Source organism: Lysobacter sp. CC-YZS074, from assembly GCF_056739745.1.
Window position 1 is genome coordinate 1,524,978 of the sequence record NZ_CP200301.1, and the last position, 14,804, is coordinate 1,539,781.

Below are 14,804 nucleotides of genomic sequence, written 5' to 3' on the forward strand. Positions count from 1 at the left end.
TGTCCGGCGGGGCGTGTGTCCATCGTTCGGCCGGACGGTCCCATCATGCCATCGACGGGTTTCGGGGCTCGGGGGCACAGGGCCGAGGCGAGCTCGTGTTTCGGATTTCTGGAATGTGGCTCCCGGGCTTTTGGAGTTGGGCTTCCGGGCGTCCGGATGTCGGGGCCTTGTAGGAGCGGCTTCAGCCGCGATCGTGGAACCGGTGCGGGCCGACGATCATCCGATCGCGGCTGAAGCCGCTCCTCCAGAAGCTCGGGATGGCGACGTCGATGGGAAGGACGAACCAGACATCAATGGAAATCCCGAGAGCGCGCGTCCAGGCCGCCCAGCAGCGGGGTCAGGTTTTCCAGCCGCCGGGCGACGAGGTGGAGGATGCCATCGCGGCTTTCCAGCCGGCCCTCGACCGCGAGCAGGCGCGACTCCAGCAGTTCGCGCCGCTGCCGCTCGGCGAGGCTGCGCCAGACCACCACGTTGGTCATGCCGTCCTCGTCCTCCAGCGTCATGAAGATCACCCCGCTGGCGGTCTGCGGACGCTGGCGCAGGGTCACCAGCCCGGCGACGCGGACGGTGCGGCCGTGCGGCAGCTGGGCGACTTCGCCCGAGCGCCGGCAGCGCCGTGCCGACAGCGCCTTGCGAAGCATCGCCAGCGGGTGCCGGCCGAGGGTGGTGCCGAGCATCGCGTAATCGGCGTGCACGTCCTCCCCGGCGCTGGGCAGCGGCAGCACGACCCGGTCGTTGTCCGCCTTGGCCGGCGAGTCGGCGAACAGCGGCAGTTGCAGTTCGACGCCGGTGATCTCCCAACGCGCCCGGTGGCGGTGGCCGGCGAGCCCGCGCAGGGCGCCGGCGTCGGCCAGCAGCGACTGTTCGCGGCGGTCGAGGCCGGCACGCGTGCACAGGTCGGCGACGCCGGTGAACGGCTGGCGTGCGCGGGCGGCCTCGATGCGCGCGGCGGCTTCGGGCGGGAAGCCGCGGACCATGCGCAGGCCGAGGCGGATGGCGGGTTGTTCCGCGGTGTCCTGGACGGATGCATCGGCGGCAGCGTGCGATGTGTCCGACTGTAGGAGCGGCTTCAGCCGCGATCTGGAATCGGCGCGGGCATCCAGACATCCGATCGCGGCTGAAGCCGCTCCTACGCCCCGAGGGAAGTCCCCTTGGGGGACAGAAAGCGGGGGGGCGTCGTCTTCCAAGCTGCAATCCCAGCCGCTGTAACGCACGTCCACCGGCAGCGTGCGGATGCCGTGGCGGCGGGCGTCCTGCAGGATCTGGTCGGGCGAGTAGAAGCCCATCGGCCAGGAGTTGATCAGCGCGCAGGCGAACGCGGCCGGCTCGTGGCACTTCAGCCAGCTGCTGGTGTAGGCGACGAGGGCGAAGCTCGCGGCGTGCGACTCGGGGAAGCCGTAGTCGCCGAAGCCTTTGATCTGCTCGAAGATGCGCTCGGCGTACTCGAGCGTGTAGCCGTTGCGCAGCATGCCCTCGGTCAGCTTCTGCCGGTGCGGCTCAAGCCCGCCGCGGCGTTTCCATGCCGCCATTGAGCGGCGCAGCTGGTCGGCCTCGCCACCCTTGTAGCCGGCGGCGACCATCGCGATCTGCATCACCTGCTCCTGGAACAGCGGCACGCCGAGGGTACGTTCCAGCACCGCCTTGAGCGCCCCGGTCGGATAGTCGATCGGCTCCTTTCCGGTGCGCCGCAGCAGGTAGGGATTGACCATGTCGCCCTGGATCGGACCGGGCCGGACGATCGCGATCTGGATCACCAGGTCGTAAAACTCCTTCGGCCGCAGCCGCGGCAGCATCGCCATCTGCGCGCGCGATTCGATCTGGAACACGCCGATGGTGTCGGCACGGCTGATCATCTCGTAGGTCGCCGGGTCCTCCTTGGGGATGTCGCCGACGGTGAGGTCGCGGCGGCCGCTGGCTCGCAGCAGGTCGAGGGTCTTGCGCACCGCGGTCAGCATGCCCAGCGCAAGGCAGTCGACCTTCATCAGACCGACTTCGTCGAGGTCGTCCTTGTCCCACTGGATCACGGTGCGGTCGTCCATCGCGGCGTTCTCGACCGGAACCAGCGTGTGCAGCGGGTGCTCGGAGATGACGAAGCCGCCGGGATGCTGCGACAGGTGGCGCGGCATCCCGATCAGCTCGGCGGTCAGCGCGATCACCTGCCGCAGCACCGGCGAGTCGGGGTCGAAGCCGCGCTCGCGCAGGTGTTCGGCGATCGGTGCGTGGCCACCCCAGCGGTCCATCGTCGATGCCAGTTCGGCGACCACGTCGGTCGGCAGGCCGAGCGCGCGGCCGACATCGCGCACCGCGCCGCGGCCGCGGTACTGGGTCGCCACCGCGGTCAGCGCGGCACGCTCGCGGCCGTAGCGGTTGAACACGTACTGCAGCACCTCCTCGCGGCGCTCGTGCTCGAAATCGATGTCGATGTCGGGCGGCTCGTTGCGCTCTTCCGAAATGAAGCGCTCGAACAGCATGTTCATCCGCGCCGGGTCGATCTCGGTCACGCCCAGCGTGTAGCAGATCACCGAGTTGGCGGCCGAGCCGCGGCCCTGGCAGAGGATGTGCTGCGAGCGGGCGAAGCGGACGATGTCGTGCACGGTCAGGAAATACGACTCGTAGCGCTTTTTGGCGACCAGCGCGAGCTCTTTCTCGATCAGCCCGCGGGCCTTGTCGCTCACGCCTTCCGGCCAGCGCCAGCGCGCACCTTCCTCGACCAGGTGGCGCAGCCAGCTGGCGGCGTCGTGGCCGGGCGGGATCAGCTCGTGCGGGTACTGGTACTGCAGCTCGCGCAGGCTGAAACGGCAACGCCCGGCGATCCGCACGGTCTCGGCGAGCAGGTCGGCGGGGTAGATGGCGGCGAGCGCGCGGCGGCTGCGCAGATGGCGCTCGCCGTTGGGGAACAGCCGGTGGCCGGCCTCGGCGACGGTGACGTGGTGGCGGATCGCGGTCATCGTGTCCTGCAGGGCGCGGCGGCCGCGCGCGTGCATGTGGACGTCGCCGGCGGCGACCAGCGGCAGGCCGAGGCGGGCGCCGGCCTCGCGCAGCTGCCGGAGACGGGTGTCGTCGTCGGGGCCGCGGTGCAGCTCGACCGCCAGCCAGGTGCGGCCCGGGAAGGTCTCGGCGGTCCAGCGCGCCTGCGCGTGGTCGATCGGGTCATCGGGCACCCACAGCGCGAGCAGGCCGTCGGTGGCGGTGAGGTCTTCCGGCAGCAGCCGGTATTCGCCCTTGGGCGCGCGGCGACGGGCACGGGTCAGCAGCTTGCACAGGGCGGCGTAGCCGGCGCCGTCCTCGACCAGCAGCACGAGCTTGGGGCCGCCTTCGACCTGCACCTCGCTGCCGACGATCAGCTTCACGCCGAACCGCTCGGATGCCTCCAGCGCACGCACGATGCCGGCCAGCGAGCCCTCGTCGGTGATCGCCAGCGCGGTGTAGCCCTGTTGCTTCGCGCGTTCGAACAGTTCCGGCGCGATGGATGCGCCGCGCTGGAAACTGAAGGCCGACAGGCAGTGCAGTTCGGCGTAGTCGGGCAGGTCGTGCATGGCGTTGCTCAACCGAACCAGCCGTGCAGCATGAAGCCGTCGGCGCGGCCTTCGACGGCGGCATCGCCGGCGGCGCGGAACGCCCAGCCGCGCTGGCCGAGGCTGGTTTCGACCAGGTAATAGTCGCGGCGCACGTCGCCGTCCCACCAGCCGGTCTCGATGCGCTCGGGGCCGGCGAGGATGGACAGGCGGTGGTCGCGCAGCGGCGCCGGGTGCGGCAACAGCCAGCCCGGACGTGGCACCGGTGCGGCGGTGATGCCGCGGGCGGTTTCGGTCTGCCACGCGCGTTCGGGACGGTGGTCGGCGCGCACCGCCAGGCCGTGCACCGCGTCGTCGCCGAGGCGGGCGCGCAGGCGCTCGCGCAACTGCTCCCACGGCACCGCCTGCTGCGGACGGGCATCGAACAGGTCGCGTCCGGCCGGCACGAACGGTGGCAGCTCGCGCGCGGCCAGCCGCACGCCGCGCACCGGCGCCGGCACGCGGGCCTGCTCCAGCCGGCCGCGGGCGAGTTCGAACAGCATCGCCGGATTGCGCTCGGGCGCGAGCAGGCCGATGGTGATTTCGCTGTCGGCGCAGCGCTCGTGCTCCAGCACGATGGTGAAGCGCTGCACGCCGCCGTCGCGGCCGGCGAGGTAGGCGGCGAGGTCGGCGGTCAGCCGGCGCAGCGGGAACAGCAGGGCCTGGCTGGATTCGACGTCGTAGTTGAGCTCGATCCGCGACTCGAACGAATCCGGCGGCTGGTAGCACTGCAGTGGCGCCGGCAGTGCGCCGGTCAACCGGTCGAGGTGGGCGAGCGCCTGCGGTCCGACCCGCTTGCCGAGCGCCGCGCGCGGCAGCGCCAGCACCTGTCGCAGCTTGCGCAGGCCCATCCGGCGCAGGGCGGTGGCGACGTCCGGCGCCAGCCCGCTGCGCTCCACCGGCAACTGGCCGAGCGCGTTGTGCAGCGGCGCTTCGTCGGTGACCGCGAGGCCGTCGTGCACGTTGGCCAGTGCGCGCGCGGCGTGCGGGTGGGGCGCGAGGGTGATGCGGTGGCGGAAGCCGAGTCCGGCCAGGTCGGCGCGCAGTTGCGCCTCGAACCGCGGCCACGGACCGAACAGTTTGAAGCTGGCCCCGACCTCCAGCAGCAGCGCCGAGGGCATGGTGCGGCAGACCAGCGAGCTGTAGCGGTAGGCCCAGGCGGCGAGGAAGTCGTGCCAGCGGTCGGTTTCGGCCGGGTCATGCTCGACGGCGGCGAAGCGGCTGCACAGCGCCTGCGCGGCGCCGAGCGACTGGCCGGCGCGCAGGCCGGCCGCCTTCGCCGCGGGATTGACCGCGTGCAGCACGCGCCGCTGCGCCGGCCCGGTGACCAGCGCCAGCGGGGCGTCGGGGTCGGGGTGGCGGCGCAGGACGCCGTCGAGCGCCAGTTGCGGCAGGAGGATGCAGGCCCAGAGCATTGGCTCTTCTCACTGCTTCTGCGCAGGCAGGGGACGAGGGAGGAACGCAAGTGCAGCAGGGGCTGAGGGGGATTGGTCGTGCAGCGGCTGGCCGCCGGGGACAGTGCTCCGGCCCTTCATCAGGGCTTCCTGCCCTGAGGCGGGCCGCCGACCATCCATGGTCGGCTTCTCCGCACTATTCCCGCCGTCCACCCGCTGTCCGACTGTCGATGGCGACCGGATGGAAAAACCTGGTGCAGCTGGCGACTGGTTGGATACAGGGGTCGGGAACGGAATCGCCCGCGTCGGCGGGTTGCCGCCGCGGCACTTGAGCACGCGCAGTTGCGCCGGTTGCGCGTCGATCGCGATCCGCAAAGCGGCGGGCGAGGGGTTGGCCGCGGCCTTCAACGGACGCATCGCGAAGCCGAGGCACTGGCCGGTCTCGGCCGCCACCTGCAGCCGGCGCAGGGCACGGTCGTCGGCGGTCCGCGGCCAGCACAGCACCGCGGGGCAGGCGGCCGAGCGCAGGCATTGCTCGGTCGCCCACAGGGCGTTGCGCGGGTCGGTGCGGACCACCTGCAGGCGCCTGAGGTCGATGCCGGCCTGCGCCCAGGCCGGGGCGAACGGCAGGTAGGGCGGGTCGACCAGCACCACCATGCCGTCGGCCTGCGACAGCCGGGCGAGGGTCGGCCACAGCAGGCGCAGTTCGCCGATGCCGTCGGCCGGCAGCAGCAGTTCGGTCAATGCGTGCTCGGGCCAGCCGCCGTCGGGCAGGGCCTGGTCGAGCAGGGCGTGGCCGGTGGGCTGCCGCGACGGCGCGCGCGGGGCCGGCTGGCCGCGCCAGACCCGGCGCGACTCCAGCAGGCTGTCGAGGGCGACCACCGCGCCCATCAGGACGGCCTCACGAGGCCGGCGAACAGGCCTTCGATGGCGAAGTCGGTGATGCGTGCGTCGATCTCGATCGGTGCGTGCGCCGGGTTGCGCGGCAGCAGGCGCAGGTGGTCGCGGCCGCTGTCGAGCCGCTTGACCGTCAGCTCGCCCTCGACCCGTGCGACCACGGTCTGGCCGCTGCGCGCCTGCGGCGTGCGGTGCACCCCGATCAGGTCGCCGGGCAGGATGCCGTCGAGCAGCATCGACTCGCCCTCGACCTCCAGCAGGTAGTCGGGGCGCAGGCGGAACAGCGAACGGTCGAGGGCGATTTCGCGGCGGATCTCGGGGTCGGAACCGATCGGCGTACCGGCGGCGACGCGGCCGAGCAGGGGGACCTGCAGCAGGTCGGGCCGCGCAGTCGGAGCGAATGCGGAAACGTTCTCCGCGAGCGGGTCGATGGACGTGCCGGCAGTGCGGCCGGAGCCGGATGCGGTGAGCCGGATCCCGCGCGCCCGCCCGGTCGACAGCTCGATCAGCCCCGCCTGCGCCAGCGCCTCCAGGTGGTAGCGCGCCGAGCGGTTCTGGCGGAAACCGAACGCCCGCGCGATCTCCATCTGCGACGGCGGATAGCCGTGCGTGGCGACGTGCTCGCGGAGGAAGTCGAACAGGCGGCGCTGGGTGTCGGTCAGGTGCATGGTACTAATTCTAGTAACAAATGGATGCGCGAAAAGTGAGCCCCGGCGGGTCAGGCAGTTACGGCCGCAAGCTCAGGTGGGATCGATGTCTGTTAAGCATCCACGCCGCCGTCTCAGCCGCTGGGACGCCGTAGGAGCGACGTAAGTCGCGACCTGTACATCGCCTCCGAAGCCCGCGCCCACCCCCTTGCGGCAAGCCTTCCAGAAGCACTCCGGAGGTATCCCGAGCGATCGGATCCCGGGTGCTCCGGCCGGGTTCGGCGGGTCGCGACTTACGTCGCTCCTACGGATCCGGCACACAAACCCGTACACCGGGGCAACGCCTTCACCCGCCGTGCCGCAGCATCGGACGCCCGCGCCTCCATCCAACCCGATGCCGCCTTCACCCGCCGCCGCCGCCGGTTTGCCACTGGCCAAGCCGGTCGTCGACCCGATCCCCGCCGGCACCCTGCGCACGCTGGAACGCAAGGCGCGCGGCTGCCGCAACTGCCCGTTGTGGCGACCGGCGACGCAGACCGTCTTCGGACAGGGCCCGGCCGACGCGGTGGCGATGCTGGTCGGCGAGCAGCCCGGCAACCAGGAGGACCTGACCGGTGCGCCGTTCGTCGGTCCGGCCGGGCAGTTGCTGGACCGCGCCCTCGACGATGTCGGCCTTGACCGCGGGTCGTTGTACCTGACCAACACCGTCAAACATTTCAAGTTCGAGCAGCGCGGCAAGGCGCGGCTGCACAAGCGCGCCAACGCCGCCGAGCAGGAGGCCTGCCGGATGTGGCTGGCGGCCGAGCTGTTGCAGGTCCGGCCGCGGATCGTGGTGGCGCTGGGCGCGATGGCGGCCCAGACGGTCTTCGGCAACGGATTCCGGGTGACCCGCGAGCGTGGGCAGTGGCGCGACCTGGAAGACGCGCGCGCCATCGCCAGTTGGCACCCATCGGCGGTGCTGCGGATGCCGGGGGAGCGGCGCGAGGCGGGGTATCGGGAGCTGGTCGAGGACCTCGGCAAGGTCGCCGAGGCGATCCGGTCAACCGGTTGACGCTTCACCACGTGCAGGAGCGACGTAAGTCGCGACCTGTACATCGCTTCCCGGAGGTGCATCTGCCGGTTTGCGGACGGGTTTTCCGGAGCCGTCTTCGGCAGGTTCGACGTAATCGATTGAACGCGTTTCCTCCCGGGTTCGGCGGGTCGCGACTTACGTCGCTCCTACCGTCGGTGCCGCCGTCGCAGGTCGGGTGTGAGGGCACATACGCGAACCACCTCACGCCACCTCGAACAGGTCCGACTGCGCCCGCACGTCGTCCTCATCGACAAACCCGCCGAGCCCGACGCCCACCAGCCGGTAGCGGGTCTCCGCCGGCAGCTCGATCCGCCCGCGCAGTTCGCAGGCGGTGTCGGCCAGCACCTGCAGGGTGGACGGCCGCACCGGCGGGGTCAGGCTGCGGGTGAGGATGCGGAAGTCGGCGGTCTTGAGCTTCAGCACCACGGTGCGCGCCAGCCGCGGATGGGCCTGCCGGCGCTCGCGCTCGTACCCGGCCCAGGTCTTCTCGGCGAGGCGGCGGATGTGCGATTCCAGCTCGTCCAGCCGCAGGTCGTGCTCGAAGGTGTCCTCCGAGGAGATCTGCACGGTCGGGCGCTCGGGGCGTACCGGGTTCTCGTCGATGCCCAGCGACAGTTCGTGCAGGCGCCGGCCCCAGCGGCCGAAGCGGCGCTCCAGCTCGATCGCGGGCACGCCGCGCAGGTCGCCGACGGTGGCGATGCCGAGGTCGGCCAGCTTGCCCTGCATCACCTTGCCCACGCCCGGAAGCCGGCCGACCGGCAGCGGCGTCAGGAACGCCTCGACCCGGTGCGGCCTGACCACGCACAGGCCGTCGGGCTTGTTCCAGTCCGAGGCGATCTTGGCGATGAACTTGTTCGGCGCGACGCCGGCCGAAGCGGTCAGTGCGGTCTCCTCCCGGATCGCGGCGCGGATCGCCTCGGCGGTGGCGGTGGCCGACGGTAGCCCCGAAGCCAGCGCGGTGACGTCGAGGTAGGCCTCGTCCAGCGACAGCGGCTCGATCAGCCCGGTGTGGCGGGCGAAGATGTCGCGCACCTGCCGCGACACCGCCTTGTAGCGGGTGAAGTCCGGCGGGACGAACACCGCCTGCGGGCACAGCCGCTCGGCCCGCACCGCCGGCATCGCCGAGCGCACGCCGAACTTGCGGGCCTCGTAGCTGGCCGCGCACACCACCGAGCGCGCCCCGCGCCAGGCGACGACCACCGGCTTGCCGCGCAGCGACGGGTCGTCACGCTGCTCCACCGACGCGTAGAACGCGTCCATGTCGACGTGGAGGATCCTGCGCGGCGCGGTCATGGCGACATTGTCACCCGCCCGGGTCACTCGAGGCTCCCTGCAGGAGCGGCTCCAGCCGCGATCATGGAATCGGCGCGGGCGGAGGACTGGCAGACCGCGGCGGAAGCCGCTCCTACCTTTTTCACCTGCTCTTTGGCAGTCTGGCGGCCACGCCTTCACGGAGCGCCGCATGCAGCGCCGCCATTTCTCGATGCTCCGCGAGTTCCACCTCGCCGACTGGTTCACCCTCGCCAACGCCTTCTGCGGCACCGGCGCGATCTTCGCGGCGATGCGGTTCCTGCAGGAGGGCGGGGTGCGCGACCTGATGATCGGGATGGCGCTGATCCCGCTGGCCTTCATCTTCGACGCGGTCGACGGCCGGGTGGCGCGCTGGCGCAAGTCGGCGTCGACCCTCGGGCGCGAGCTCGATTCACTGGCCGACGTGATCTCCTTCGGCGTCGCGCCGGCCGCGCTGGCCTACGCCTGCGGCCTGCAGGGAGGCTGGGACTGGGTGGTGCTGAGCTACTTCGTCGGCTGCGGCGTGAGCCGGCTGGCGCGCTACAACGTCACGGCCGAGCAGTTGGCGGGTGACGAGGGCAAGGTCAAGCACTTCGAGGGCACGCCGATCCCGACCAGCCTGGTGCTGGTGGTGGTGCTGTGGGTCGCCGCCGCGCAGGGCGCGATCGGGCCGGACCTGTGGCTGGGCATGGTCAAGCTGGGGCCTTGGCAGTTCCATCCACTGGTGCTGATGTTCGCCATCTCCGGCTCACTGATGGTCAGCAAGACGCTGCGGATCCCGAAACCATAGCCTGCTTCCGTCGCAGGGGCTTCCCGGCTTCGCGCATTCGACAGCCTGCAACGGCCACGGCGCTATCATCGCGGCGGACGTGGAGGGTGCAATGGCCAATCAGGGATTCGGCGGTGCCGGCAGTGCCGGCGGCGATGACTTCGACGCGCTGTCGCGGCAGTACTGGAGCCGCTGGGGCGAGATGCTGCGTGCGGCGAGTGGCGTGCCGGGAGCGGCACCCGGAGCTTCAGTGTCACCGGGATATCCGGGCGGAGCGCAGGCCGCGATGCCGGGCTGGAACGAGGCCCTGGCATGGTGGTCGCAACTGGCGGGTGGCACCGGGCAACCGGCCGACGAGGCCGTGCGGCGCTTCGGCGCCCAAGCCAGCGGCTGGTACGCGCAGATGCAGCAACTGGCGGCGCAGTTCGCCGGGCAACAGGCCAGTGCGGCGGAGGTCGCCGCCGCATGGAAGAGTGCGCTCGGCAGCACCGGCGGCAATCCGTTCGCCGACGCGCTGCGAGGCATGCAGGGCCCCGGCCAGGCGGGGTTCGAACAATGGCTGGCGCAGGTCTCGCCGTGGCTGGCACCACTGCGGCAGACAGGGCAGGCCTGGCTGGGCATGCCGGCGTTCGGGTTCACCCGCGAGCACCAGGAGCGCTGGCAGCGGCTTGCCCGGGCGCAACTCGACTACCAGCAGCAGGCCGGCGCGTTCCAGGCCCTGATGGCGGAGGCGACGCAGGACGCGTTGCGGCGCTTCGAGGACAAGCTGGCCGAGCGCAGCGAGCCGGGACGGCAGTTGCAGTCCACCCGCGCGCTGTTCGATCTGTGGATCGACGCGGCGGAGGAGGCCTACGCCGACATCGCCCTGTCGCCGCGCTTCCGCGAGGCCTACGGTGCGATGACGAACGCGCAGATGCGCCTGCGCGCGGCGGTGCAGTGCGAGGTCGAGCAGGCCGGCGAAGCGCTCGGTGTGCCGACCCGCGGCGAAGTCGATGCGGCGCACCGCAAGATCGTCCAGCTCGAGCGCGAGATGCGGCGGCTGCGTGATCTCATGTCGGATGCGGGAATGGCTGGCGACCACCCGCGCACCCCGGACGCCGGTCCGCAAACGCCGAACCGCCCCGCCACGAAGCGTGGCAGGGCGAGTACCGCGGCTGCGGCGGGCAAACGCACTGCTCCGGCGAAGTCCGCGACGCAGGCACCGGGCCGCGCCACGTCCACGCAGGCCGTATCGAAGAAGCCCGTGTCGAAACCGGCGAAGGCTTCGCGGACACCGGCGAAGGCGACCGGCGCATCCAGGTCCACTCCCCGCAGGGCACGCTGAAGATGGACACCCACCAGGCTTCCGTCACCGGTCCGCTCGACATCACTCCCGACGCGCTCGCGCAGGAGGCGATGCAGGTGCAGGCCAAGCTCCGCGCCGGCCTCGACACCTTGCACCAGTTGGGGGACACGGCTTTCGGCGCGACCCCGAAGGAGGAGGTCTGGCGCGACGGCAAGGTCGCCCTCTACCGCTATCGCGGCGACCGCCTCGACAACGGCCGCGCGCCCACCGCCAGGGTGCCGCTGCTGATCGCCTACGCGCTGGTCAACCGGCCGTACATGGTCGACCTGCAGGCCGACAAGTCGATCGTGCGTGGGCTGCTCGAGCGCGGCGAGGACGTCTACATCCTCGACTGGGGCTATCCCGACCGCTCCGACCGCTATCTCGAACTCGACGATTACATCCAGCGCTACCTGGGCGGGGCGGTCGACCACCTGCGCCGCCGCCATCGGCTCGATGCGGTCAACCTGCTCGGCATCTGCCAGGGCGGCGCGTTCTCGCTGTGCTACAGCGCGCTCAACCCGCGCAAGGTGCGCAACCTGGTCACGATGGTCACGCCGGTGGATTTCCACACCGACGACAACATGCTGGCCAACTGGGTGCGGGGGGTCGACGTCGACCTGATGGTGGACACGCTCGGCAACGTCCCGGCCGACGTGATGAACTTCAGCTACCTGATGCTCAAGCCGTGGCGGCTGTTCGTGCAGAAGTACGTCGGGCTGGTCGACATCCTCGACGACCCGCGTGCGCTGGAGGACTTCCTGCGGATGGAACGCTGGATCTTCGACTCGCCCGACCAGGCCGGGGAGGCGTTCCGCCAGTTCGCCAAGCAGTTCTATCAGGCGAACGGATTCGTCAACGGCGGTATCGAGATCGGCGGCCGCGCCATCGACCTCGGCTACGTCGACATGCCGGTGCTGAACGTGTTCGCCGAGGCCGACCACCTGGTTCCGCCGTCTTCCTCGCGGGCCCTGCGCGACGTGGTCGGCAGCACCGATTACAGCGAGCTGTCCTTCCGCGGCGGCCACATCGGCATCTACGTTTCCGGCCGCGCCCAGCGCGAGGTGCCGCAGGCCATCCACAACTGGCTGTCGGCGCGGTCGCGGTAGCGCACGGCTTACGTGGCCGTCACGCTGCCCGACTAGACTCGTTCCAACCCCAACGCCATGCCGAGTCGAATGGAACACAGCTCCCGCCCCTTTGTCCGCTCCCGCAACGACCGCATGCTGGCCGGTGTCATCGGCGGCATCGCACGCCGGTTCGGCTGGAATTCGACCCTGCTGCGGGTGATCTTCGTGATCGTGTCGATCGCCTCCGCGGCGTTCCCCGGGATCCTGGTCTACCTGATCCTGTGGCTGCTGATGCCGGAAGAGGGCGAGGTCGCCCGCTAAAGCGATGCCACGCGGGTCCGGGACGACGCGGCGCCGGCTGATGGTGCTGGCAGGCGCCGTGTGGACCTCGCCCAACACCCTGGCAGGCCTGTTGCTCGGCGCAGTCGGCATCCCGTTCGGCGCACGCGCGCTTTGGCGGCGCGGCGACCTCGCCCTGGTGTTCCACGACTGGCCCTGGGGTCCGGGCGGCGCCATCACCCTTGGCAACGTGATCGTCCACACCGGTTCGGACCTCGACCGCCCATGCCGCACCTATGCCCATCGCGCCGGCTGGTGCGAGGAGCCCGCCGTCAGGCTGGCCGACCACGAACGCGCCCACGTGTTCCAGTACATGGTGCTCGGCCCGGTGTTCCTGCCGGTCTATCTCGCGTGCGGCGGGGTCAGTGCACGCAACCGCTTCGAGCGCGCCGCCGACCGATACGCCATGACCGGCAAGGGCTGGTGGCCATGGCCCGCGCCGGTGCAACGCAGGCCATAGCGCGGCGTCCTTCACGCGTGGTGGGGCGTGTTCCATAATGGCTGGACGGTCGCGCCGCGGGGAGGCGGGCGACACGAAGCGCCCGCGCAGGCGGCGCATCGAACCCGGGGGAAGGAAATGCTCAAGTACGCGTTGCTCGCGGTGTTCGCGGGTCTGGCCTGGTTCGTGTTCGTCGACGGCAGCAGGCTCGACGAAGACGATGTGCGGGCGTACTACGTCGCCCAGCGCGACGCGACCCTGGCGCTCGACGCCGACGCCCTGTGCGGGATGATCTCCAGGGACGTTTCCGGCCGGATGACCACCTACATCGGCCCGCGTGAGCAGATCCAGCTGGTGTCGCGCGATGCCGCGTGCCGCGACACCCGGGCCATGTTCCGGAAGATGAAGCCGCTGATGGAGCTGCTCGGCAGCGACGTGCCGTTCGGTTACAGCTACGAGGTCAACAGGATCACCTTGTCCGGGGACGGGAAGTCCGCCGAGGTCGAAGTCCGCAGCGTGCTGGACATCATCGGCATGCGGTTCGTGTCCCGCACGGTGGAGACGCTGGTCCGCGACCGTCGCGTGGTGATGGTCGAACACGTGGAAGGACGCGCCTGGGTCAGCGAGAGTCCCGGGATGTAGGTGGTGCGCCCCGGCACGATGCCGCGCAACGAAAAGGCCTGCGCGATGCAGGCCTTTTTGCTTGGTACCGGAGGTGGGACTCGAACCCACACGCTTTTAAGGGCGGCGGATTTTGAATCCGCTGCGTCTACCATTCCGCCACTCCGGCGCGGGCGCGCAGTATAGCCGAGAACATCGGCATGGCGGCTCGGTCGTCGGATCGGAAAGGGGTCAGAAGCCGCCGTAGCGGGCCATCGCGGCGGCGAGCACGAAGATCACCGCGATGGCCGCCAGCTGGAGGTGGACCAGGGACCGGGCGCGGCCGAGCCGCGCGGCATCGGGGACGAACGAGGGATCCGCGCGCAGCGCCTTGCGCCACCGCAGGAAGGTCACCGTCGGCAGGATCGACAGCAGGCCGACGAGCACATAGGCGCCGAGCTTGGTGTGGAACCAGGGGTTGTGCAGGTAGAAGTCGTGCCCCTTGATGCCGAACCACACGCGCAGCAGGCCGATCACCAGCAGCAGGCCCGCCACCGCACCGTAGCCGGCATCGACACGGGCGAGTCGCTGGATCGTGGCGCCGTCGACTGCGCCACGAAGCAGCATCGACTCGGAAGCCAACCGGGCGACGAGGGCGAACACGAACAGGTGGTGCAGGGCGGCGAGGAGCAGGTCGGTCAGCATGCGGGTGCTTCCATGGCGTGTGTCGCACCGGCGCGACGGGTGCCCGTGCTAGCCAGTGCGTGCATCCCGTGGGCGGGACGGTGCATCCCGCGGGACGGCCTGTGGCGTCTAGCGGGTCTCGTCCGTGGCCAGGGCCTTGTCGGCCCGGGTGAACCACTCGCCGCTCTGCGGGATGAACATCGAGCAGCCTTCCATCGCGGCCTTGTAGATGTGCACCGAGACGGCCACGTCGTTGCTGCTGGTGTTGCGGATGGCGTGGTATTCGTGCGGCGGGATCAGGCTGCCGGCGCTACCGGGCCCGGCGACCATGCCACCGGCGGCGCGGAAGCGGAAGCGCTCGTCTTCGCGCTCGAGCAGCTCGTACTGGGTGATTTCCAGTTCGCCGTCCCAGACGCCTTCCACACACCACAGCCCGCAGTGGTCGTGCACCGGCGTGCCCTGGCCCGGGCCCCAGGTCATCGCGACGACGCTGTAGCCGTGTTCTGGGCTGCGGTAGATCTCGCGGCGGGCGTAATGGTCGTCGATCGGCTCGAACACGCACGGCGGCAGGCTGACGTCGCGGTCGCGGATCATCCGGCACAGGGTATTGCGCAGGGCCGCGGTGATGGCGTGCTCGTCGCCGGCGCTGACCGCGGCATCGAGCGCGTTCACGAGTTTGTCGTGGCCGGGAAAGGCGATGTCGGGCAGGGCTTGGGCGTTCATGC

13 protein-coding genes, 1 tRNA gene and 1 pseudogene are annotated in these 14,804 nt (G+C 70.7%); 7 read left to right on the forward strand and 8 right to left on the reverse strand.

Annotated features, from left to right (window positions below; genetic code table 11):
* Nucleotides 1-290 precede the first annotated feature (290 nt).
* The 4 genes and pseudogenes from U8331_RS06880 to lexA form a co-directional block, all read right to left on the reverse strand.
* Nucleotides 291-3,536, reverse strand: a complete 3,246-nt coding sequence (locus tag U8331_RS06880) for an error-prone DNA polymerase (protein ID WP_481132845.1) — start codon at nt 3,534-3,536, stop codon at nt 291-293.
* Between the two features lie 8 nt (nt 3,537-3,544).
* On the reverse strand, nt 3,545-4,969 hold the full coding sequence (locus U8331_RS06885) for a Y-family DNA polymerase (RefSeq protein WP_481132846.1): 1,425 nt from the start codon (nt 4,967-4,969) through the stop codon (nt 3,545-3,547).
* Between the two features lie 270 nt (nt 4,970-5,239).
* Nucleotides 5,240-5,839 (reverse strand): annotated as a pseudogene (gene imuA, locus U8331_RS06890) (translesion DNA synthesis-associated protein ImuA); the annotation flags it as partial.
* Nucleotides 5,839-6,513: a transcriptional repressor LexA gene (gene lexA, locus U8331_RS06895; protein WP_481132847.1), complete on the reverse strand. Its 675-nt coding sequence runs from the start codon at nt 6,511-6,513 to the stop codon at nt 5,839-5,841. The gene lexA and the pseudogene imuA, both read right to left, overlap by 1 nt.
* A gap of 373 nt (nt 6,514-6,886) precedes the next feature.
* On the opposite strand from lexA, the gene U8331_RS06900 reads away from it, so the two are divergent.
* Nucleotides 6,887-7,543, forward strand: a complete 657-nt coding sequence (locus U8331_RS06900) for a UdgX family uracil-DNA binding protein (RefSeq protein ID WP_481132848.1) — start codon at nt 6,887-6,889, stop codon at nt 7,541-7,543.
* A gap of 222 nt (nt 7,544-7,765) precedes the next feature.
* On the opposite strand, the gene dinB is transcribed toward U8331_RS06900, so the two are convergent.
* Nucleotides 7,766-8,857 carry a DNA polymerase IV gene (gene dinB, locus U8331_RS06905; protein ID WP_481132849.1) on the reverse strand — a complete coding sequence of 364 codons (1,092 nt, stop codon included), beginning with the start codon at nt 8,855-8,857 and terminating at the stop codon, nt 7,766-7,768.
* Between the two features lie 169 nt (nt 8,858-9,026).
* Between dinB and U8331_RS06910 the strand changes: the two genes are divergently transcribed.
* The 6 genes from U8331_RS06910 (at nt 9,027) to U8331_RS06935 (ending at nt 13,437) form a co-directional block, all read left to right on the forward strand.
* Complete coding sequence (locus tag U8331_RS06910; RefSeq protein ID WP_481132850.1) at nt 9,027-9,644, forward strand: CDP-alcohol phosphatidyltransferase family protein; 618 nt, start codon at nt 9,027-9,029, stop codon at nt 9,642-9,644.
* Between the two features lie 91 nt (nt 9,645-9,735).
* Complete coding sequence (gene phaE / locus U8331_RS06915) at nt 9,736-10,947, forward strand: class III poly(R)-hydroxyalkanoic acid synthase subunit PhaE (RefSeq protein ID WP_481132851.1); 1,212 nt, start codon at nt 9,736-9,738, stop codon at nt 10,945-10,947.
* Between the two features lie 2 nt (nt 10,948-10,949).
* On the forward strand, nt 10,950-12,056 hold the full coding sequence (locus U8331_RS06920) for a class III poly(R)-hydroxyalkanoic acid synthase subunit PhaC (protein WP_481130342.1): 1,107 nt from the start codon (nt 10,950-10,952) through the stop codon (nt 12,054-12,056).
* A 69-nt stretch (nt 12,057-12,125) separates the two neighbouring features.
* Nucleotides 12,126-12,338, forward strand: coding sequence for a PspC domain-containing protein (locus U8331_RS06925; RefSeq protein WP_481130343.1), 213 nt, complete (start codon nt 12,126-12,128; stop codon nt 12,336-12,338).
* Between the two features lie 40 nt (nt 12,339-12,378).
* The gene (locus U8331_RS06930; protein WP_481130344.1) at nt 12,379-12,816 is read left to right on the forward strand and encodes a hypothetical protein; all 438 of its coding nucleotides are present in this window, start codon (nt 12,379-12,381) and stop codon (nt 12,814-12,816) included.
* Nucleotides 12,817-12,933: 117 nt separating this feature from the next.
* The gene (locus U8331_RS06935; protein ID WP_481130345.1) at nt 12,934-13,437 is read left to right on the forward strand and encodes a hypothetical protein; all 504 of its coding nucleotides are present in this window, start codon (nt 12,934-12,936) and stop codon (nt 13,435-13,437) included.
* A gap of 62 nt (nt 13,438-13,499) precedes the next feature.
* On the opposite strand, the gene U8331_RS06940 is transcribed toward U8331_RS06935, so the two are convergent.
* The 3 genes from U8331_RS06940 to U8331_RS06950 all read right to left on the reverse strand — a co-directional run bounded on the left by U8331_RS06940 (nt 13,500) and on the right by U8331_RS06950 (nt 14,802).
* Nucleotides 13,500-13,585 (reverse strand) — tRNA-Leu (locus tag U8331_RS06940).
* 62 nt (nt 13,586-13,647) lie between these two features.
* Nucleotides 13,648-14,100: a DUF2214 family protein gene (locus U8331_RS06945; protein ID WP_481130346.1), complete on the reverse strand. Its 453-nt coding sequence runs from the start codon at nt 14,098-14,100 to the stop codon at nt 13,648-13,650.
* Between the two features lie 108 nt (nt 14,101-14,208).
* The gene (locus tag U8331_RS06950; protein WP_481130347.1) at nt 14,209-14,802 is read right to left on the reverse strand and encodes a cysteine dioxygenase family protein; all 594 of its coding nucleotides are present in this window, start codon (nt 14,800-14,802) and stop codon (nt 14,209-14,211) included.
* Nucleotides 14,803-14,804: the final 2 nt, after the last annotated feature.

Coding starts and splice junctions, on each gene's coding strand:
- U8331_RS06885 (WP_481132846.1), bottom strand. CDS start 4,969: ATGCTCTGGGCCTGCATCCTCCTGCCGCAACTGGCGCTCGACGGCGTC.
- dinB (WP_481132849.1), bottom strand. CDS start 8,857: ATGACCGCGCCGCGCAGGATCCTCCACGTCGACATGGACGCGTTCTAC.
- U8331_RS06930 (WP_481130344.1), top strand. CDS start 12,379: ATGGTGCTGGCAGGCGCCGTGTGGACCTCGCCCAACACCCTGGCAGGC.
- U8331_RS06935 (WP_481130345.1), top strand. CDS start 12,934: ATGCTCAAGTACGCGTTGCTCGCGGTGTTCGCGGGTCTGGCCTGGTTC.
- U8331_RS06910 (WP_481132850.1), top strand. CDS start 9,027: ATGCAGCGCCGCCATTTCTCGATGCTCCGCGAGTTCCACCTCGCCGAC.
- U8331_RS06880 (WP_481132845.1), bottom strand. CDS start 3,536: ATGCACGACCTGCCCGACTACGCCGAACTGCACTGCCTGTCGGCCTTC.
- U8331_RS06925 (WP_481130343.1), top strand. CDS start 12,126: ATGGAACACAGCTCCCGCCCCTTTGTCCGCTCCCGCAACGACCGCATG.
- U8331_RS06920 (WP_481130342.1), top strand. CDS start 10,950: ATGGACACCCACCAGGCTTCCGTCACCGGTCCGCTCGACATCACTCCC.
- phaE (WP_481132851.1), top strand. CDS start 9,736: ATGGCCAATCAGGGATTCGGCGGTGCCGGCAGTGCCGGCGGCGATGAC.
- U8331_RS06900 (WP_481132848.1), top strand. CDS start 6,887: ATGCCGCCTTCACCCGCCGCCGCCGCCGGTTTGCCACTGGCCAAGCCG.
- lexA (WP_481132847.1), bottom strand. CDS start 6,513: ATGCACCTGACCGACACCCAGCGCCGCCTGTTCGACTTCCTCCGCGAG.
- U8331_RS06950 (WP_481130347.1), bottom strand. CDS start 14,802: ATGAACGCCCAAGCCCTGCCCGACATCGCCTTTCCCGGCCACGACAAA.
- U8331_RS06945 (WP_481130346.1), bottom strand. CDS start 14,100: ATGCTGACCGACCTGCTCCTCGCCGCCCTGCACCACCTGTTCGTGTTC.